The organism is Oscillatoria nigro-viridis PCC 7112 (genome assembly GCF_000317475.1).
In the GTDB taxonomy this organism is placed as follows: Bacteria; Cyanobacteriota; Cyanobacteriia; order Cyanobacteriales; family Microcoleaceae; genus Microcoleus; species Microcoleus nigroviridis.
In genome coordinates, this window is the sequence record NC_019729.1 from 692,121 (window position 1) to 711,300 (window position 19,180).

Below are 19,180 nucleotides of genomic sequence, written 5' to 3' on the forward strand. Positions count from 1 at the left end.
GGAATACCCAGATACCCGACTTATTCAACAACTCGGGTATCTAAAAAAATCTAAAATCTAAAATGTAAAATATAAAATCAAAAATCTAAAATCGGATCACTTGCCAGAAATCATTTTCCCCAGGGTGTCCGGCAGGTGAATTATGTGTTGGAAAAGCTGGTTGGGGCCGATGCCAAACAATAACTGCATCGTCAGCACAATTGCTGCTAAACCAATCGCTGTCCCGATGCTGGCTTTCAACACTTTAAACGCCCAATTAAACACTAGCCAAGATACAAGTAACGCAGCAATTAAGATAATTAGTTCTATTGGCATATAACATTTTTAACTCTATTTAAAGTCTACATAAATTACGTATCAATACCATAGAAACCGGGTTTTTTATCTATGTTACCGACTCAAAAGCAGCATTTCTGTAAAAACCGGGTTTCTGCGTCAACGACTACTCTACTTATTACTTTAAGCAATACTGCCGCGCTTCCGTGTTTCCTTATAAGAAATTCCGACATTTTTTAAGCCTGCTTTAATCATTTGCTGCTCTAACAAAGCGAAAAAGCGACTTCGATCGCCCCCCGTGACTACCGCTTGATTGTGAGCTTCTGCTAGCGTCACCGGATACCCGCCGCCTTTGTGTACCTGAGCGAGCATCATTCCCAATGCTAAATCTAGCTGTGCTGTATCTTGTGCTACCCATTCCGGCACTTCTATTCTAGCAATTTCTGTGCCAACGTGAACGTAACAGAAATAGACGGAATTAAGACCGTACAAATCTAAAATTCGAGCTCGGGATTTCCACAAAGGGCTTCTTTGTCCCGGTGACAGGATTGTTGCCCACAAGATGGCATCGCGCAAAGGTTCAAATTCTTGACAAGGTGCTTTTTCGTCGAAAGAAATGGTGGCTGAAAATCCGACGTTCGGGCAGTTTGTCATGCAGTCTGGTACTTCGTGGGTGCAAGCTTCAAACCGTAAAAAAGATAAGCTTTCGCTGCTGCGAGAAGCGCTTAAGTATCCTAAGAGGGGAATTCCTGCTAAACGCAACTTGTCCCAAGCTTCTAAAATTGGCAGCAAAATTCGATCGCGCGCTTCGGTGGGTAACTGTTCCAAAAACCAATAAATCAGGGAACCGTCTACCATTGCTAAAGCTGGCGCGGGCAATTTATTGTCGTTAACTTTTGCCCAATTGCAGCCCATTTCTGCTAAGGCAATTGCTTCGGAAACTGCTCGCCGGTATCCCATCCATTCTTCGGTTCTAATTCCCCACTGCCGCGAACCGTACAAGTCTTCGGGTTTGTAGAAAACCTCGGGTACGCTGTCTAAAACTGGGTGGCGGCTTTGTCCGTAGTGCAGCATGACTGTGCCGACGTTTAGCAGGTAGCAGTAGGCTATTTCGTGATGGTTGGGGGAAATTTGCGAGCCGTCTGTGGCAAAGACTGTGTGGGCTGCGGGGGGTGCGGTGATGTAGGTGCGATCGGATAATGGCTCGATCGGCGTGGCAGCATTGAATAAAGTGCGATCGCGCCAATTCTCTTGCAATTCCACCAATTTTTCCTGTTCCGCAGCAGCCTTTACCAGCAAATTCTGAGCCACTTCCAAACGCTGGCGAGCCGCGTGAGCTTCCACATTCAAATGTTGGCTCATTCCCTGCATTGCCTTGGCTGCTTTAGTTAAATCCAGCATGGGTTTTAAGTCTCAATATTAGAAAGCTTTCAAGCTGAGAAATTATCAAAACACTTTTCAAACTTTGGGTGCCGAAGCTTGGTTTTTTGTCATACACGCGGTTTGATAAGTTAAAATACTTCGTGCCCGCCCACAGAAACAGTAAAAAAACCCGGTTTGTGAGGTCAAGAGTACCTGCAATAGTCTATAAAAAAAAACATTTTTTTTGTCGATAGCCTTGCTTTTTGGAGGGATTTCTGTTATATTTGTTTTATAATGGGATGGTTGCAAAAATATTATTTTTGCAACCATCCCATTATATTAAAATACCATGTCTGCGCCGCAAAAGTCAACAAAAAAGATGTAAATTTTTGTTGTTTTTTTTGACTCTGAAAAGCGAAAAAAAATCCCACCTGTCAACAAATCTAACATCAACAGTCGATCGGCAGCCAATCGGCAAAATCTCCGGCAAACTGCGACAGAGAAAGCAATTGAACTGGTGGATTTTGAGCCACAGATTCCCGTTCTGCCAGAGTATTGTAACCCCAATCAGCCAAAAATAACCTCACCTGAGATAAATCCGGCTGCTGCTTCACCGACAGCAAAGTTTTTAACCGATCTTCCACAAACCAAATAGTCGAATCTTTGCCAGACGCAGCCAAAAATTCCCGCAAAATTTGGTGCTTAGGCTTGTTGTATTCCTTACCGAAAATCAACTCCGACGGCATTTCTACGCCTGCTAGCTGCAAAAGTTCCCGCACAAAACGGCCTTCCTTTGTAGTGACGATCGCCACTTTCACCGAACTCTCCTGCAACGAGTGCAACCGATCGGCAACCCCTGGATAAAAGCGGTGCAAAGACAGCCACCCAGATAAATCCTCAGCAATCCAATTATCGCGCAATCCGTCTAACATAGCGCCGACAGACTGCGCTTTTAAATTATTTTCGGTCAACAAATACGGTACTATATTGGGCCAGTCTAGCAAAATTTGCTCTGGGGAAATTCCTGTCAGCAGTGCGCGGATCAGCAGCGGCATTTCCCAACCGGTTTCGATGGCGGGCCGCACTCGGTAAAAACTCAAAGCTAAATCTGGATCTGGCACTGTTTCGACTGGTTTCCAGATTTGACAGTAGGTACGCCAAGCTGTTTGGAAATATTCGATTAGTCCGTCACAAATCACACCGTCAAAATCAAGAGCTAGAATTGTCGGAAAGTTATTAGCCATCAATCGATTTTAGATTTTGGATTTTGGATTTTGGATTTAAGAATTGAAGAATTTGAGAATTGACTGTGCAAACACTCAGCAGTGATTGGTGAAGAGTGGTTATTAAAAAGACTGAACTAGCGGTTGATCGGCAATCGATTCTAGTCCTTGGGACTGCAACAATTGCGTCCACTCGGTCGTCAGCCGCGAATCATCGGGTGCGAGGCGCCGCATTTCGGCTAGAGTCGCAAGAGTCTCGTACCAAATCCCATTTTTAGCATAAGCAATCACCTTAGCCATAGGGTCGGGATTTGCCAAATCCTGCTTGAGATTTGCCTGGGGTTCAATTCGCTGCATCCATCCTTTAACAATATAATCCCCAGAACGCTCCAGAGGATCGCAGGCTAGTGCAAACGACCACACATATCGCTTACCAACCTGAATATTTTGTGTCTTGCGTTTCTCAGAAAGGCTAACTCCAACAATTCCGGCTTTGTCATTTTTTAAAGTAGTTTCGTAGACTACTTCGGATTCATCTGCGTTTAGCAAAATAAACTCTACTTGAGCCGCCGGTTGAGAAACATATACAAAAAATGTTGGCGACTCTGTGACCGTTAAGCCAATATTGCTTTCAGGTATTAAGGGAGTAATGAATAAACCATCCCGTAACTTACAGCCTCGATGCGTCCCCCCTTGCCGGTTGTCGGGGGCTGTTACATCGGGAGGTTTGAAATTAACATTCTGACTCAGGAGAATGGGTGCAGGCACAGCCTGCATCGGTGTCAGCAAACTGGGGAGAGTAAGGGCGATCGCCAATACAGTCATCGCCAGTGCCGTAAAATGTATAAAACGTTTCATTTTTCCACCAACTTGTAGAAATATTTATAGAACGCATCTCTTCTGTTAACCCGGAGTTTTAGCCCCGGGCGCGATCGAGTAAATGGGTCAATTTTCACATCGCCATCGGCATACCGACCAAACTTCAAGAAATATCGAGATTTAAAGAGGCGCAACCAGCGGTTGAGCTGCAACTGATTCGAGTCCTTGGGACTGCAACAATTGCGTCCACTTGGCTGTCAGCTTCACATCCCCCGGTGTCTGGCGCCGCATTTGGGCTAAAGTAGCGAGAGTTTCGTACCAAATCCCATTTTGAGCATAAACGTTGAGCCTAGTCATCGGGTCGGGATTTGCCAAATCGCTCTTGAGAGTTGCCTGCGGTTCAATTCGCTGCACGAACCCTTTAACAACTAAATCCGCCGCTCGGTCTTCGGGGTCGCAAACTAGCGAAAATGACCACACGTATCGCTTACCAACTTCAAGGGATTTGTTGTTGTCCACGGTAGCAGGAATGGTAACTCCAACAATCCCAGATTTGTCAAGTTTAAATGTTTTTTCGTAGACCACTTCCTCTTCTTTGTCGTTGAGTACAGTAAACTCTATTTTTGCTGAGGTTTGAGGAACATAGACAAAAATTGTGGGAGACTCTGTTAGGGTTAAACCGATATTAGTTGGAGGTACTAAAGGAGTAATAGATAAACCCGCCGGACAAAGCTTGTTGCCGCGATGTGTCCCTCCTTGTCGGTTGGCGGGGGCTGTTACATCGGGAGGCTTGAAATTCAAATTTTGACTCAGCAGAAGCGGCTGGGATTGTGCGCGCATCGGTGCAAGTGAACTGGGTACGGTAGCTGCGATCGCAGATACGGCGACCGCAAGTGTAGCCCCATGTAGAAAACGTTTCATTTTGTTGTACCTTTCACTATAATTGCAAACACAGGCATTCGCTGATGGCGACAAATATTTTTGAGCTGCTAGTCGAGGGCGCAGATACACTATTTAAACCTTGACATATCATCAATAACATTAATTAATTCGAGCGGCAAGTGGATTCTCTGTCTAAAAATCAGCTTGCCTAGGTCGCAAGTATCATTGGATACAGTTGCTCGCCACGTACTGTAAATTTTTGTAACAAAGCGGTCGGAGTTTCCGAGTGTTCTAAGATGGAGGAAGTCTCCAGCAGGCGGCAAAGATGAAACAACTGCTGTTCCAGAAACGAGTCAAACTTTTATGCTGGGATAATGAGTAAAATATCTAACAAAATTCGATCGGCAGCGGCTCAATTGAGTCAAATGTATAAACCATCACGAGCATTGGCTCAGTCTGTATTAATTGCCAGCGCGGCAGTAACATTATCCTTGATGGGGGCCCGACAGTTAGGAATACTCGAACCAGTAGAATTAAGCGCTTACGACCAAATGGTGAGGTGGCGTCCCGAGGAACAGCCAGACTCGCGTTTGCTACTGGTGGGGATTACCGAAGCAGACATTCAGAAACTGAAACAGTGGCCGATATCCGATCGCAAAATAGCTGAAATCTTACAAAAACTCGACCAAATGCAGCCGGCAGTCATCGGTTTAGATGTACTGCGAGACGTACCTTTAGGAGACGGCCGCCAGGAATTAACTAAAGTTTTACAAAAAAACGATCGAATTATTGGAGTATGTTTAGTTACCGACGGAAGCCCGGACAATCCCGGTTCTCCGCCGCCGCCGGGAATGCCAACAAACCGGGTAGGATTTGCAGATTTCGGAGTCGATCCGGGCGGCATACTCCGCAGGGCTTTATTATTTATGAAACCGCCAACAATTGAAGGCAATTCCTCAGTCCAAAAACATCTTTGCAATGACAGTTCTCAAGTTTTATTTTCATTCAACCTCCAGCTAGCACTCCGCTACCTGCAAGGGCAAAAAATCTCTCCCAAACTTGCACCCGATCAATCTTTATGGCTGGGAAAAACCCAATTAAAACAACTAGCAAGCAATGACGGTGGATACAGAAATGCCGATGCCAGAGGATACCAAATACTAATTAACTATCGTTCGAGGCTGCAGGTGGCAAACCAAGTCAGGATTACGGATGTTTTAGAAGGGAAAGTTGACCCGAATTTAGTTAAAGATAAAATAGTTCTCATCGGTTATACCACAGAAACCGTTAAAGATTTATTTTATACTCCTTACAGTGGGCGACAGCAAAAAAACCAATTCATGCCGGGGATCGTGGCACACGCACAAGTAGTCAGCCAAATTCTGAGTGCAGTTTTAGACAACAGACCGATGTTTTGGTTTTGGCCGGAATGGGCAGAAATCTTGTGGATTTCGGGATGGTCAATTGTGGGAGGAACCTTGGCATCGCGGATGGCTCACCCAGCGAAGTTGACAGTGACATTCGCAGCACTGCTGTCTGGGTGCTGCGCGATCGGCTTTGGGATTTTTCTGTTGGGAGGGTGGGTGCCTGTGGCAGCGCCAGCCTTAGCATTAATCTTAACTGGCGGAAGCATTGTCTCAGCAGAGAGATTTAATAAAGCCGGATACGGGAAAGCAATTAGCGATCGAGTAAAACAAGTCTTCAAAATCGAAATAGACCAAGCCAAAAAAGAACAGCAAGTCGCAGAAATCACAGAATCTGCTTTCTTTAAAGAATTGCAGCAAAAGAAAGATAAACTGAGGATTAGCAAACAAGAAACCTCTGAAAAAGCACCTTCCGAACCCCAAGAAATAACTGCAAGTACCCCAGAGCTTCCCAAGGTCGAAAGTCAGACAGACGAATACCTAGCTCAGTTGCAGGAAAAAGCCAAACAGCAAAAGCAGCGTGCCGCCGCGACTGAATCGGAAAGCGGCTCAAAAACGGTCGCGTCCGATGCGGGCAGCGGTGCTAGTTCAGCCGAAACTAAACATGATGACGAGTTCAGCGATTTGCAAACCAAAGCCAAACAGATGCGGCAGCGCAGGGGCGCCCAAAAGATTATAAAAGATGAAAAAAGTGATAGTTTAACAGATAAGGAGGATTTGGGGGGTAAGGAAGAATGACCGGAAATAATGGGATACAAGCCTCGCACTTCAGGGCGACTTTTCTTTTGGTTTGAGTTTTTGGATATATTGTCTCACTACTTCAGCGGTAGTTATTTGTTTGCTCTCGGCATAAGCTTGGAGCCAGCCTAGTTCCTCATCTGTAAGCCTTACTTTAAAAGTGTTTTGTCTTGCCATTCGCGTCCGTAATAGGATACTATACTATGATGAAAGCACGTTATCGTTTTCGCGTCTACCCCACACCCTCGCAGCAGTTGGCACTCGCTAAACTGTTCGGGTGTGTGCGTGTGGTGTGGAATGATGCACTGGCTCACTGGAATGCTGAATATCGGGAAGCAGGTAAGAAACCGAGCAATGCTGCATTACAGAAGCAATTTATAACCCAAGCCAAAAAGGTAGCAGAAAGAGAATGGTTAACGGAGGTTTCTAACGTACCTCTGCAACAATCGCTCAATGATTTAGAACAGGCGTACCAAAACTTCTTTAAATCATGTAAGGGAGAGCGTAAGGGAAAAGCTGTTAAGCCACCACGGTTTAAGAAGCGTCGGGCTGCACAGTCTGCACGGTTTACTACCTTTGGTTTCAAGCTGCAAAATGATTCTCTCTATATTGCCAAGATAGGCAACTTAGATGTAGTCTGGTCGCGTCCTCTCCCGTCTGAGCTTAGCTCGGTAACAGTGATTAGAGACGCAGCCCACCGCTATTTTGTCAGCTTCGTCGTGGAGATTGGGCCAGAAACTTTACCACCTACCGAAAACAGCGTGGGCGTTGATTTGGGCATAGCCACCTTTGCCACATTAAGCACTGGTGAAAAAGTAGATGCACTCCTGCCACTGAAAAAGCGTATTCAGCGTGTGAGGCGATTAGATAAAAACCTAGCCAGAAAGCAGCGAGGCTCTAAGCGGTACGAGAAGGCACAGCGACGGAGAGCCAGACTGTACGCCAAGCTTAAGGATACAAGAACAGACTTTCTGCATAAGTTATCAACCAGATTAATCCGCGAAAACCAAGCGGTAATTCTGGAAGATTTAAATGTCGCAGGCATGGTCAAGAACCGTAAGTTATCCCGTGCAATCAGCGATTTAGGGTGGCGACTGTTCAGAACATTTCTAGAAGGAAAAGCCCAAAAGTATGGGCGTGAATTTCGCATCATTAGTAGATGGGAACCTACCAGCCAGCGTTGCTCGTGTTGTAACGAGATTGGTGGCAAGAAGGAGCTATCTATTCGTCAGTGGACTTGTCTATTCTGCGGATCGAGCCACGACCGCGATATCAATGCAGCGGTAAATATTAAAGTCGCCGGAGGGCATTCGGAGACTCAAAACGGATTGCAGAGGAAGCGTAAGACTAGCGCAAAGTTAGCGGCATCCGTTGAAGCGTCAACCCGCCCGGAGTTCATTCAACTCAGTTTGTTTGACCTGTCGGGAATCACTGCACCTGATAGTCGGTGAGGATGTCAAAGACAACTCGACTGCATCGAGAATTGCATCATAATGAATTCTCGCCGTTTCTTACGCTCATACGCAGATCATGTCCAAAATCATCTCTGTCCACTCTTACCGGGGCGGAACTGGCAAATCGAACACGACAGCAAACCTGGCATCTATTATCGCTCGCGGCGGAAATCGGGTCGCCATTGTGGACACAGACATTCAATCACCGGGGATTCACGTGCTGTTCGGTTTCAGCGAGAACAACATGGATCGCTGCCTGAACGATTACCTGTGGGGCCGGTGTCCGATCGCGGATACGGCCTACAATGTGAGTTCGCTGCTGCCAAAATTAGCCACTAACGGCAACCTCTACCTGATTCCTTCGAGCATTAAAGCAGGGGAGATAGCGCGAGTTTTGCGGGAAGGCTACGATGTGGGACTGCTTACCGACGGCTTTCAAGAACTGATCGAGGTTTTGAACTTAGACTACCTATTTATAGACACGCACCCGGGGCTCAACGAAGAAACCCTCCTCAGCATCACCATTTCCGACATCCTGCTGCTGATTCTGCGTCCGGATCAGCAAGATTTTCAGGGAACGGCTGTCACGGTAGATGTGGCCCGCAAATTAGAAGTTCCCAAGATTTTGATGACGATCAATAAAGCCCCAGAATCCCTGGATTTCGACGATTTGAAGCAGCAAGTAGAGAGTATTTACAACATCCCAGTGGCAGGGGTACTGCCCCACAGCGACCAGATGATGCTGCTCGCCAGCAAGGGAGTGTTTGCGCTGCACTTCCCTAACGACCCTCTAACTAAGGTTGTGGAAGGGATTGCGAAACAGATTGTGGGATAATTGGTGCAGCGAATGCCGATCGCCCGCCCAGGAGTTTCGCTTTCGCTCTCAATTCTTGCGGAGCGATGTCCTCCTGCGTATCCCGAATATTTGGTTAAAGAGTTAAGAGAATCGCGACAAAATGAGATACAAATAGATTATGAGAATTTGTTAAAAAACTTTAGGAGGAGAACTCATGGATTTTGACTTCCGCATACTAATAGTATTGATGCCCGTATTGTTGGCGGGCGGCTGGGCTGCTTACAACATCGGCAGTATAGCTCTCAAACAAGTGCAGAAATTGTTGAACAAGCAAGCTTAAACTCAGCCTCTTTTCAGGTAATTCCGCAGCCGACTGTTTTGTGAGATACAAAAACAGCCGGCTGATTTGTGCATTGGCTCTGCTTAAGTGATGGCTGATTGTTGGCGGGCAATTTACGACTGCAGAGAGATGGGGCGAAAACAAAAGAAAAGTTAGATTGAAAAGTTAAGCAGAAACCGGGTACGCTCGATCAAAATACTTTGTTGCAGCAAACGAGCCTGGGTAAAAAAACCTAGCTGTGAAAGCAGGGCGATCGCCTAAGTTCGGATTTTGATGTTTTAAACTCTACTCAGGAGTTATTAGTAGAGTCCCATAAAAATATTTGGCAAGCACGTTATCGCAGAAAATATGAGACAATCACAAAAGTATTTGCCCTGACAATCGCCCTAAAAACTGCGAAGTTTAACGGGTAGGGAAGATAGGTCAAATTGTCAATGTTAAATTCCTATATCTTTAGATAGATTATGCTTTTTCCCCGATCGAGTGGTATGCTACTCCACCCCACATCCTTTCCCAGTCGATTTGGCATTGGGGACATGGGAATAGAAGCATATCGCTTTATTGACTTTTTAGTTGAGAGCGACCAGCAATACTGGCAGGTATTGCCGCTCGGCCCGACAGGATACGGCAATTCTCCTTATTCGTGCTATTCAGCAATGGCGGGAAATCCCCTGCTAATTAACCCAGAACTGCTGCGGGATCAGCAATTGCTCGGAGATGAAGACTTCGCTAATTTGCCCGAATTTCCGCTGGATTATGTAGACTTCGATCGGGCGATCGCCCTGAAAGTACCTTTGCTCAAAAAAGCTAGCGAAAACTTCAAAGCCAAAGCATCCCCGATCCAGCAAAAAGAATTCTCAGCTTTTTGCGAAAGCAAAGAGAATTGGCTGGAAGATTACGCCTTATTTATGGCACTAAAAGATAACTTTGGCGGTGTTAGCTGGAACAATTGGGAACCAGAAATTGCCCGTCGAGAACCAGAGTCGGTAGAGAAGTGGCTTCAGCAGCTAAATGCTGAGATTTATTACTACAAATACGTCCAGTTTGAGTTTTTTCGCCAGTGGACGGAGTTGAAACGCTATGCTAACCTGCGGGACATTAAAATTATTGGCGACATTCCGATTTATGTAGCTCACGACAGCGCGGATGTATGGTCTCATCCAGAAATATTTTGCTTGGATGAAGCCAGCGGAGAACCAGCTTTAATGGCGGGTGTTCCCCCTGATTACTTCAGCAGTACAGGTCAATTGTGGGGCAACCCCGTATACAATTGGGAGAAGTTGCAAGCAACTAATTTCGAGTGGTGGGTGCAGCGTTTTGAAGCGATTTTCGCTTATGTAGACGTGACTCGGATCGACCACTTTCGAGGATTTGAGGCTTACTGGGCGGTGAAGCGCGGACAAGAAACTGCGATCGAGGGAGAGTGGATTAAAGCGCCGGGAACAGCTTTGTTGGATCTAATTAACGAGAAGTTTGGCAACTTGCCGATTATCGCTGAGGATTTAGGGGTAATTACTCCGGAAGTGGAAGCTTTGCGCGATCGATACGAGTTTCCAGGAATGAAGATTTTGCAGTTTGCTTTCGGAGCGGGCCCTGGCGATCCTTTTTTGCCTTTCAATTACGATCGCAATTGCGTAGTTTACACCGGTACCCACGACAACGACACGACTGTCGGTTGGTTCAATCAACTGCAAAACTACGAAAGAGATGAGGTTTTGCGTTATTTGGGCTGCATCGATCCCCAAGGAATTCACTGGTCTTTAATCCGCATGGGTTGGATGTCTATTGCTAATATGGCAATTGTGCCTTTTCAAGATTTGTTGGGTTTAGATACTGACGCGCGGATGAATTTTCCGGGGAAACCAGAGGGAAATTGGGGATGGCGGTATCGGCCCGAAGCTTTAAATTGGGAAGTGCGCGATCGGCTCAAAACCATGACTTACATCTCCGGCCGCGCTCCTAATAAACATTGATCGTCAGTAAGGGGTAGTTGGTAGTGGGTAATTGGTAATTGTTAATGGGTAATATCAAATCTGTTAACATCGGAATTATTCCTATCTCTCTACTCTCGATCTGCGTGAATCAGCGTCCATCCCTTGTCATATGCGGTTAATACATTCTCTTTTTTTTAACCGCAGATGAGGGCAGATAAACACAGATTAACGCAGATGAATGATATCAATTACGCTTGCACCATCCGTGATTGTTGACTGTTGACTGGATTTGACTATTCCGATGCAACCGGACTCGATCTAATGGGTAATTGTTAATGGGTAATTCGTAATTGGTAATGAGTCAATCAAGACGGACATTCTAATTAAAATCTGTGGACTGCCCGCTATTACCTATTACCCATTAACAATTACCAATTAACACTCAACCTTCATTCTTGGGCGGTGCTGAAGGCTTGAGTTCGTTTGCTTTAAAAACAACTTCTTTGGCGACTCCAGGATCTCCGAGTTGTTCGGCTTGTCCGTTATTAACAGCAACCATTACCCCGCCGGCGTTACCTGCTACCACTACCAATTGCTTTTGAGCTCCCCAGGTGCGAACAGTCCCGGTCGGCAAAGTTCCCTCAAACTCTGTTTTACCATCGACTTCAACCTGCATCCACGATTCTGCTTTAAAAGTGACGCTAACCATCACTGGTTTATTGCCAGATTTATTTAAATTTTGACCGGTTCTTACTGCTTCGACAGCCTCGTAACTATCCGGTTTCTGATTTTGTGAGGCTCTCGATGCCTCAGCAGCTAAACGAGCTTGTTCTTGCTGCCCAAGCGCTAGTTCTTCGGCTCCCGCACCGTTTTTTGCGGTAACAGAACCGCTCATCAACTGAGATAAGACATTGACCGAACAGATAATTAGAAATGTGTAAAAGAGGTAGAGGTGCATCGGCCGCAACTGAGGCACATCTTGCCAGGATAGCTTGGTTCTCGATCGGGGCGGCGGTTCGATCGGGAAAAAGTCGGCAAACTGAGTTCCATCCAAACCCATTGCTTCAGCGTAGCGCTTGATCAAACCCTGAGTGTAGACTGGTTCGGGAAGTTGGTCTAGTTGACCGTCCTCGATGGCTTGCAGCAGATTCCGCCGAATCATTGTTACCACGGCTACTTTGTCCAAACAAATCGACTGCTGTTCGCGGTACTGGCGGAGTTGAGTTCCTATTTCCGCTAGCTTCTTCTGAGCTGTTTCTGGCTCTTGGGAGTGCAGTTTCTGCTTAGTTGTTTTGAAAAATAAAAACAATAAATTCTTTGTCATATGCTGTGCTCCGGGGAATTTACTGGCACGCTTATTGATGTTAGGTTGACTAGATTCCATAAATAAATAATTTCCGCATCTTCTAGGGGTCGGCAGCAGCCTGGTGGCAATATTGGCGAACCGGGCCGCTGCAATTGAATCGGGCCGATGGCTGTGCGGTGCAGGCGCACCACGGGATATCCCAACTGTTCGGCAGTTCGCCGAATCTGTCGGTTTCTGCCTTCTGATAGAATGACTTCTAACAGAGTTTGGTCTCGCGCGCGATCGAGAACTTTAACTTTCGCGGGCAAAGTTTTTCTGCCGGACAAGATGATGCCCTGACGCCACGCTTCCAGTATGGGTTCCGGGGGATCGCCGCTCACCCAAACCTGATAAGTTTTGGCGATCGAGTGACGCGGATGGGTCAAACAAAATGTCAGCTTACCATCATTGGTGAGCAAGAGGGCGCCGGTGGAATCTGCATCTAAGCGTCCTACGGGGTGGATGCCTTTACCGGAGCGCAGTTGGGGTGGCAGCAAGTCGAGAACTTTCGATCGGGCTCTTGGATCGCTGCAAGTAGAAACTACGCCTGCCGGTTTGTTGAGCAACAAATAGACCTTTGCGGGTCGATCCGTTGGTTTCACCGGGACTCCATCGACTTGGATGAGATCGCGATCGGGATTCGCTTTTTCTCCTAAGCGAACAATATTGCCGTTAACTCGGACTCGTCCAGCTACGATCATCTGTTCTGCAAGACGGCGAGAGGCAATGCCCCACTGGGCGAGTATTTTTTGCAGCCTTTCATCAGACATGACGGGAGTGTGGAAATCCCCAACGAGCCAGCGGTGGGGAGGAAACACGACACGGTTAATTGATTAACCGTACTAGCAATGCTCAATTCCTGGTTGGGAATAAATTATAATGCTGACCAATTATTACAGGACGCCCGGCAAGAGTGCAGATTGTCCTTGTGCCCGGTGCAGATTGTCCTGATGGCATTACCCTGAATGCTGTGCAAAAACTACGACGAAAAGACTCGCTGCAGGCACAGGTTTGCACCGTTGGTTTGCGGCTGGTTTGAAAGGTGTGGGTCAGACCCGACCATAAACCAACACTACCATAAATCCCGTACTGCTGGTTAAATTTATACGCTCGATCGCGAATTTTTCATCGGGATCGCACAACTCGTGAACTACCCAAAGATCCCAAGGGGAGAAAGGTGAGAATTTTTCGGCTTCTGGTGTTGCTGATGCCAGATTTCTGCTTGATTTTGGAGTCGATCGGACTTTTGTTCATCAACCCGGTTTCCAAGGGAAATCAGAGGTTGACGGCGATATATCTGTGCAGAAACCGGGTTTTTGAGACCGGATTTGCAAGCTCTAGTTAAATTTCTGTGCTTGAATATTAAGGTTTATATTCTGAAATTGTTTATGACTGTCGATCGAAACTCTCTTCAATTTGACAATAGAGATGGCGCTGCTGGCTCTGGTGGGACTGTTCATCTCGGCGAGGTGCCGGGGATACCTTCGCCGAGTCAAGGCAGCCGGATCGCGAGCGCGGTGCTGTCTCCGGCGGTGCAGTTGTGGCTGCGATCGCAAGTTCAGCAGGTGGACGAGTTGAAGGTGAAAATTGAGGGGAGCGATCGACAAATCTTCAGCGGTGCGATCCCCAAAGTCACGGCTGCCGCGCGCGGTGCTGTGTATAAAGGACTACACCTAACTGAAGTTGCCATAGAGGGCTGCGGCATTCGCATCAACCTCGGTCAAGCTCTCAAAGGCCAACCCCTGCGCCTCCTGGAATCCGTTCCCGTGGCAGGCGTTTTGAGGCTCAGCCAAGCGGATTTGAATGCGTCGTTGAAAGCGCCTTTGCTGGCTGATGCTTTGAGCGAATTTTTGCTGCCTATGCTGCCGCTGACAGATAGGGAAAAGTCGCTGAAGTTGCAAAATTCGCAGATTGCTATTGAGGCGGGTTTGTTAACGCTTTCGGCGGCAATTTTGCGCGCTGGCGGTAGTCAAATTCCTTTTGTATTGCGGACTGGTTTGCGGATAGCCAGCGGTCGCGAATTGATGTTTGAAGCACCAGAAATCGAAATGGATGGAGAATTAAAGAGCAGTGATTTCAATGATTTTAAAATTGATTTTGGGCGGGAAGTTGAGATAGAAGAGTTGATTTTGAGTCCGGGGGAGATTGTTTGTCGGGGGGGAATTAGAGTTTTGCCTTAGTTAGTTAACAGTTGACAGTTGACAGTTGACTTTAACCTGGTTCCTCGGCCGATCCTGGGAATAAATACCCCATACCCAATTCCCAATTCCCAATGCCCCAATGCCCAATGCCCCATGCCCAAGGCCCCATGCCCAAGGCCCCATGCCCAATGCCCCAATGCCCAATGCCCCATGCCCAAGGCCCCATGCCCAAGGCCCCATGCCCAATTCCCCATGCCCAATGCCCCATGCCCAATGCCCCATGCCCAATTACCGATTAATTAAAAAAGAGTCGATCGCGGGCAAGAGTAAAGTGACAAAATAGTAGACTAACGGTGCGGTAAAAACATAACTGTCGGTGCGATCGAGAATGCCGCCGTGACCGGGGATCAACTGTCCCGAATCCTTAACACCGGCGTCTCGCTTCATCATCGACTCAGTTAAATCTCCCAACAGGCTAGCAACCCCAATCAACAGACCAAAAGCAGCCCCAGTATACGGCCACCCCGGCCAGTGTAAATACCAAGACCCAGCGGCTGCCACGGCGATGCTGCCGCAAACTCCAAATACGGCACCTTCAACGGTTTTTTTGGGGCTGATGTGGGACAGGCTAGTGCGGCCGAAGAATTTGCCGACAAAATAAGCCCCAATGTCAGCGGCCCAGATGCAGAAGAAAGCCAGCAGCAGCGAAGTCAATCCTAAAGATATGTGGCTGGAATTTGTCCAAGACGGGGACGGATAAATGTTAACCGGCAAATTGCTTGCTACTGCTTGCCCCAGTCCAGTTGTAGCAAGATTGGCTGGGTCGAGGCCGACTCGCAGCCGTATCCAATAGCTGGGCAAATAACCGCCGTAGAACAATCCTAAAATTGAGGAGGCAATATCGGCGATCGTCGATAATTTAGGTTGGAATAACAGGTAGAAACAGATTAAGGTTCCCGCTAAGGGGAACATGGCATCTACGAGTTCCGGTGCTAGGGCGGCAGTAATTAACAGGCCTTGACTGACGGCTAAGGTAGTTTTGGCAGCGGGTGCAATGCCTTTAGCCCTGGCTAATTGAAAATATTCCAATTGACCTAGGTAGACGATGACTCCAAAGCCGACGGTGAAGTACCATCCGCCCATAATAATCATTCCCAAAGCAAGGGCGATCGCAACTATTCCACTCAGGATACGAGACCAAGGCATAAAATGAATTTCTCTTGCAGACGGCGGCGGATCATTCGATTTTGGATTTTGGATTTTAGATTTTAGATTCTAGATTTACTCCACAGATGAATCTGGGAGATTGAACTAGGGTCTAAAATTTTGGGTTGCCCGCGACGATTGTCGGCGGCTTGTATCCGTTTTTGGGCGTGTCATTCGACGCAAGGATGCAAGGAGGCAAGGATGTAAGGATCTAAGAATTGTTAGGGTACGGTTTCCTCCCTTGCACAGCCAAGCCCAATACCCAACTGGCGACGATCCAAAATCTCAACTCAGGGGGTCAATCCAGCTATGGTCGCCCTTATTCTAAGTATGAAGGTTAATTGAACGTAAAAAAGGTTAAGAATTACATTTAGGAATGGGCATAGGGCCTAAAAGCACGGGACATGGCCCAGTGGAGGCAGACCCTGGAAGGGGATGGGTAACAAATAACCAATAACAACTGTCAACTGTCAACTGTCAACTAACTTCTAATCCAGCTTTTCGCCGCTGAGAATAAATATGGGATTGACGGCGGCAAAGGTTTGACTGAGGCCGCGAGTCTCCAAGCGGTTGACGGCGGACTGGACTACTTCGATGTTGCGTACTTGTAACTCGGCGAACCCTTCGGAAACGGCGTAAAGATTTTCTAAATTCGAGGCTGTGGCGACAACTCTACCGTGGGGTTGCAAGTACCGCCAGACTTCTTGGAGAATGGCTTTAATGGGGCGACCTCCTTCGATGCAGACTCGGTGGGGGGGTTGGGGCAGGTTTTCCAGGCATTCCGGGGCACTGCCTTCTATGACTTCTACGTTGTTGAGCTCGAATCGATCGCAATTTCTGCGAATCAAGCTTGCTACTTCTTCGTCCCTTTCGACGGCGATAATCCGACCTTTGGGACACAGCAAACCTGTTTCTACGGCGATCGTACCAGTACCTGCACCGATGTCCCACACGACTGAATCTGCTTGCAGCCGCAGGTGGGAGATTAACAGCAGTCGGACTTCTCGCTTACTCATGGGAATTCCCGGTAAACGTTCAAATAAGTCATCCGGGATGCCTGGAGTGACGTAGGGCCAAAGCATAGTTATATTTTTGATTTTTGATTTTTGATTGAAGCAAGACCGAAGTGGGAACTCGCCGAAGAAGTAGAAATTCTCCCAATTTCCCCCAAGCCTTAGTATTTACTGTCGCACAACCTTGAGAGTTTGGAGGCCGGGATCGCTGCAACCTGTGATTTTTCCGCCGGCTGCCAGGATTTGTTGCAGGTAGTCAACGGCTGCTGGGGTAATGATTTCACCGGGCATCAGGACTGGTATTCCTGGCGGGTAAGGACAGATGAGTTCGGCGCACAGGCGATCGACTGCTTTGTCTGCAGGTACTGTTTCCGCTGGGAAAAAGAATGCCTCGCGGGGGGAGAGTGGGGGAGGGGAAAATCGGGGGAAGGAGAGAATCTCGTCTTCTTTCTGACTTCTTCCTTTTAACTGAGATATTGCACGATTCTCAAGAACGGGCAAGATGCCCGTTCCACTTTCAATAACAGGCAAGATGCCCGTTCCACTTTTAATAACAGGCAAGATGCCCGTTCCACTTTCAATAACAGGCAAGATGCCCGTTCCACTTTCAATAACAGGCAAGATGCCCGTTCCACTTTCAATAACAGGCAAGATGCCTGTTCCACAACACATCAAGTTTCTTGTGGGGTGGGCATCTTGCCCGCCCATAAAAGGCTTATTGACTATCGTGTCAGATGTGGCTTCTAAAAGAGTACAAGCTTTAACTAAATTGTCAATATCTGATTCTGTATTTCCCAAGCTGATAATAAATGTTAAATGTTGGGGCATGGGAAGTTCTGCTGTGACGCCGAGTTGAGAGTGCAGAATTTCATCGGCGGCAAATCCTGTGATTCCTAAATCTGATACTTTTACTGTTAGCCTGGTGCGGTCTAATGCTGCAAAACCCGGAGTGTTTAACGGTTCTAAAACTGATAAGCCGGGAATTTGACTGAGGCGCGATCGCGCTTTTTCTGCTAGCTGTAAAGTTTGCGCCATTAATTCTTTGCCGTGGAGTGCCATTTGTTGGCGGGCGGCGTCTAGGGATGCTAATAATAAGTAACTCGGACTGGTGGATTGTACTAACTGCAATGCTTTATTTAATTTTTGGATATCTATGCGATCGCCCTTGACGTGCAGCATGGATGCTTGTGTCATTGCACCGAGGGTTTTGTGGATTGATTGTACTGTTAAATCGGCGCCGGCTGATAGTGCTGGTTCTGGCAAGTTGGGATGAAAGTTAAAGTGCGCGCCGTGGGCTTCGTCTACTAATAACGGTATGTTGTATTGATGGGTAATTTGGGCGATCGCCCGCAAATCTCCGCAGACGCCGTGATAGGTTGGGTAAACTATCATTACTGCTTTGGCGTCGGGATGTTGTTCTAATGCGGAGGCTGTGGCTTCTGGGGTGATGCTGTTGGCAATATCCCAATCCGGGTTGTACTCTGGATTGACAAAAATTGGAATTGCACCGGATAAAATTAAACCAGAAATCGCCGAGGAGTGGATATTTCGAGGTAGGATAATTTTATCGCCGGGGCCGCAATTCGCTAAGATGGCGGCGATAATTCCGCAAGTCGAACCGTTGGCCAAAAACCGAGTTGATTGGGCTCCAAATGCTTCGGCGGCCAAGTATTGAGCTTCGGCAATTGCACTTTCTGGGTTAAAGAGATTGTCTAACTCCGGCAATTCCGGCAAATCCGATCGAAATACTGCCGCACCGAATAAGTCAATTAGGGGTTGAGAGATTCCTTGTCCGCGTTTATGTCCGGGGGCGTAGAATGGGGCGTGCGGATGATTTGTGCGATCGCGCAAGGCATCTAATAGAGGCGTTTGTTGTTGAGAGTTTGCTGCTGACACGCTTAATCCTGATTTGATTATTTAGAATTATAGCAACCGCCGAGGTTTCACTGGACGTGATTAATTGCTGAAACCATTGCTGGAAATTTTGCGATCGCATCGACTGCTTCCTTTTTCGTTGCAATCGCCCACAAGCAACACCGTCTCAATTTCAAATGTCTCTAAAATGACTGAATATGGACTGCTTAAGTGTGATACCCAAACAGTTGAAAATCCTGGCTACTGCTTTACTTATGGTTTGTCTAGGGGCTGTGGTTTCAGTTAAAGGAAAAAATTATACCACAGTCTGCGGCTATTTTTCAGCTTACTGTTGTGAGGAAGTTTTGGGCGA

Annotated in this window: 17 protein-coding genes; 6 read left to right on the forward strand and 11 right to left on the reverse strand. The window is 47.2% G+C overall.

Features of this window, described 5'->3' with window-relative positions; translation table 11 throughout:
• Positions 1-96: 96 nt before the first annotated feature.
• The 5 genes from OSC7112_RS03100 to OSC7112_RS03120 all read right to left on the reverse strand — a co-directional run bounded on the left by OSC7112_RS03100 (position 97) and on the right by OSC7112_RS03120 (position 4,601).
• On the reverse strand, positions 97-315 hold the full coding sequence (locus tag OSC7112_RS03100; protein ID WP_015174525.1) for a hypothetical protein: 219 nt from the start codon (positions 313-315) through the stop codon (positions 97-99).
• A 144-nt stretch (positions 316-459) separates the two neighbouring features.
• The gene (locus OSC7112_RS03105; protein WP_015174526.1) at positions 460-1,677 is read right to left on the reverse strand and encodes a DNA double-strand break repair nuclease NurA; all 1,218 of its coding nucleotides are present in this window, start codon (positions 1,675-1,677) and stop codon (positions 460-462) included.
• Positions 1,678-2,087: 410 nt separating this feature from the next.
• Entirely contained in the window at positions 2,088-2,882 is a 795-nt protein-coding gene (locus tag OSC7112_RS03110; protein WP_015174527.1) for an HAD family hydrolase, read from the reverse strand.
• Positions 2,883-2,984: 102 nt separating this feature from the next.
• Positions 2,985-3,719, reverse strand: coding sequence for a DUF928 domain-containing protein (locus OSC7112_RS03115; protein WP_015174528.1), 735 nt, complete (start codon positions 3,717-3,719; stop codon positions 2,985-2,987).
• A gap of 141 nt (positions 3,720-3,860) precedes the next feature.
• The gene (locus tag OSC7112_RS03120) at positions 3,861-4,601 is read right to left on the reverse strand and encodes a DUF928 domain-containing protein (RefSeq protein WP_015174529.1); all 741 of its coding nucleotides are present in this window, start codon (positions 4,599-4,601) and stop codon (positions 3,861-3,863) included.
• 335 nt (positions 4,602-4,936) lie between these two features.
• Between OSC7112_RS03120 and OSC7112_RS03125 the strand changes: the two genes are divergently transcribed.
• On the forward strand, positions 4,937-6,724 hold the full coding sequence (locus OSC7112_RS03125) for a CHASE2 domain-containing protein (protein ID WP_015174530.1): 1,788 nt from the start codon (positions 4,937-4,939) through the stop codon (positions 6,722-6,724).
• Between the two features lie 30 nt (positions 6,725-6,754).
• On the opposite strand, the gene OSC7112_RS37745 is transcribed toward OSC7112_RS03125, so the two are convergent.
• Complete coding sequence (locus tag OSC7112_RS37745; protein WP_015174531.1) at positions 6,755-6,901, reverse strand: CopG domain-containing protein DNA-binding domain-containing protein; 147 nt, start codon at positions 6,899-6,901, stop codon at positions 6,755-6,757.
• Positions 6,902-6,930: 29 nt separating this feature from the next.
• Between OSC7112_RS37745 and OSC7112_RS03130 the strand changes: the two genes are divergently transcribed.
• From OSC7112_RS03130 to malQ, 4 genes are all read left to right on the forward strand, one after another.
• Positions 6,931-8,175 carry an RNA-guided endonuclease InsQ/TnpB family protein gene (locus tag OSC7112_RS03130; protein ID WP_041622883.1) on the forward strand — a complete coding sequence of 415 codons (1,245 nt, stop codon included), beginning with the start codon at positions 6,931-6,933 and terminating at the stop codon, positions 8,173-8,175.
• 79 nt (positions 8,176-8,254) lie between these two features.
• On the forward strand, positions 8,255-9,013 hold the full coding sequence (locus OSC7112_RS03135; protein ID WP_015174533.1) for a MinD/ParA family ATP-binding protein: 759 nt from the start codon (positions 8,255-8,257) through the stop codon (positions 9,011-9,013).
• Between the two features lie 175 nt (positions 9,014-9,188).
• Complete coding sequence (locus OSC7112_RS03140) at positions 9,189-9,314, forward strand: photosystem II protein Y (RefSeq protein ID WP_015174534.1); 126 nt, start codon at positions 9,189-9,191, stop codon at positions 9,312-9,314.
• A gap of 464 nt (positions 9,315-9,778) precedes the next feature.
• Positions 9,779-11,287 carry a 4-alpha-glucanotransferase gene (gene malQ, locus OSC7112_RS03145; protein ID WP_015174535.1) on the forward strand — a complete coding sequence of 503 codons (1,509 nt, stop codon included), beginning with the start codon at positions 9,779-9,781 and terminating at the stop codon, positions 11,285-11,287.
• A gap of 403 nt (positions 11,288-11,690) precedes the next feature.
• On the opposite strand, the gene OSC7112_RS03150 is transcribed toward malQ, so the two are convergent.
• Both OSC7112_RS03150 and OSC7112_RS03155 read right to left on the reverse strand, forming a co-directional pair.
• Positions 11,691-12,572 carry a helix-turn-helix domain-containing protein gene (locus OSC7112_RS03150; RefSeq protein WP_015174536.1) on the reverse strand — a complete coding sequence of 294 codons (882 nt, stop codon included), beginning with the start codon at positions 12,570-12,572 and terminating at the stop codon, positions 11,691-11,693.
• Positions 12,569-13,363: a pseudouridine synthase gene (locus OSC7112_RS03155; protein WP_015174537.1), complete on the reverse strand. Its 795-nt coding sequence runs from the start codon at positions 13,361-13,363 to the stop codon at positions 12,569-12,571. Before OSC7112_RS03155 ends, OSC7112_RS03150 begins: the two co-directional genes overlap by 4 nt.
• 618 nt (positions 13,364-13,981) lie before the next feature.
• Between OSC7112_RS03155 and OSC7112_RS03160 the strand changes: the two genes are divergently transcribed.
• Positions 13,982-14,773, forward strand: a complete 792-nt coding sequence (locus OSC7112_RS03160) for an LmeA family phospholipid-binding protein (RefSeq protein WP_015174538.1) — start codon at positions 13,982-13,984, stop codon at positions 14,771-14,773.
• 249 nt (positions 14,774-15,022) lie between these two features.
• Here OSC7112_RS03160 and OSC7112_RS03170 read toward each other — a convergent pair whose 3' ends face one another.
• From OSC7112_RS03170 to OSC7112_RS03180, 3 genes are all read right to left on the reverse strand, one after another.
• The gene (locus OSC7112_RS03170) at positions 15,023-15,940 is read right to left on the reverse strand and encodes a phosphatidate cytidylyltransferase (protein WP_015174539.1); all 918 of its coding nucleotides are present in this window, start codon (positions 15,938-15,940) and stop codon (positions 15,023-15,025) included.
• A 488-nt stretch (positions 15,941-16,428) separates the two neighbouring features.
• Positions 16,429-17,022: a precorrin-6Y C5,15-methyltransferase subunit CbiT gene (gene cbiT, locus OSC7112_RS03175; RefSeq protein ID WP_015174540.1), complete on the reverse strand. Its 594-nt coding sequence runs from the start codon at positions 17,020-17,022 to the stop codon at positions 16,429-16,431.
• Between the two features lie 99 nt (positions 17,023-17,121).
• Positions 17,122-18,849, reverse strand: a complete 1,728-nt coding sequence (locus OSC7112_RS03180) for an aminotransferase class I/II-fold pyridoxal phosphate-dependent enzyme (protein WP_015174541.1) — start codon at positions 18,847-18,849, stop codon at positions 17,122-17,124.
• Positions 18,850-19,180: the final 331 nt, after the last annotated feature.

Coding starts and splice junctions, on each gene's coding strand:
- OSC7112_RS03100 (WP_015174525.1), bottom strand. CDS start 315: ATGCCAATAGAACTAATTATCTTAATTGCTGCGTTACTTGTATCTTGG.
- OSC7112_RS03105 (WP_015174526.1), bottom strand. CDS start 1,677: ATGCTGGATTTAACTAAAGCAGCCAAGGCAATGCAGGGAATGAGCCAA.
- OSC7112_RS03110 (WP_015174527.1), bottom strand. CDS start 2,882: ATGGCTAATAACTTTCCGACAATTCTAGCTCTTGATTTTGACGGTGTG.
- OSC7112_RS03115 (WP_015174528.1), bottom strand. CDS start 3,719: ATGAAACGTTTTATACATTTTACGGCACTGGCGATGACTGTATTGGCG.
- OSC7112_RS03120 (WP_015174529.1), bottom strand. CDS start 4,601: ATGAAACGTTTTCTACATGGGGCTACACTTGCGGTCGCCGTATCTGCG.
- OSC7112_RS03125 (WP_015174530.1), top strand. CDS start 4,937: ATGAGTAAAATATCTAACAAAATTCGATCGGCAGCGGCTCAATTGAGT.
- OSC7112_RS37745 (WP_015174531.1), bottom strand. CDS start 6,901: ATGGCAAGACAAAACACTTTTAAAGTAAGGCTTACAGATGAGGAACTA.
- OSC7112_RS03130 (WP_041622883.1), top strand. CDS start 6,931: ATGAAAGCACGTTATCGTTTTCGCGTCTACCCCACACCCTCGCAGCAG.
- OSC7112_RS03135 (WP_015174533.1), top strand. CDS start 8,255: ATGTCCAAAATCATCTCTGTCCACTCTTACCGGGGCGGAACTGGCAAA.
- OSC7112_RS03140 (WP_015174534.1), top strand. CDS start 9,189: ATGGATTTTGACTTCCGCATACTAATAGTATTGATGCCCGTATTGTTG.
- malQ (WP_015174535.1), top strand. CDS start 9,779: ATGCTTTTTCCCCGATCGAGTGGTATGCTACTCCACCCCACATCCTTT.
- OSC7112_RS03150 (WP_015174536.1), bottom strand. CDS start 12,572: ATGACAAAGAATTTATTGTTTTTATTTTTCAAAACAACTAAGCAGAAA.
- OSC7112_RS03155 (WP_015174537.1), bottom strand. CDS start 13,363: ATGTCTGATGAAAGGCTGCAAAAAATACTCGCCCAGTGGGGCATTGCC.
- OSC7112_RS03160 (WP_015174538.1), top strand. CDS start 13,982: ATGACTGTCGATCGAAACTCTCTTCAATTTGACAATAGAGATGGCGCT.
- OSC7112_RS03170 (WP_015174539.1), bottom strand. CDS start 15,940: ATGCCTTGGTCTCGTATCCTGAGTGGAATAGTTGCGATCGCCCTTGCT.
- cbiT (WP_015174540.1), bottom strand. CDS start 17,022: ATGCTTTGGCCCTACGTCACTCCAGGCATCCCGGATGACTTATTTGAA.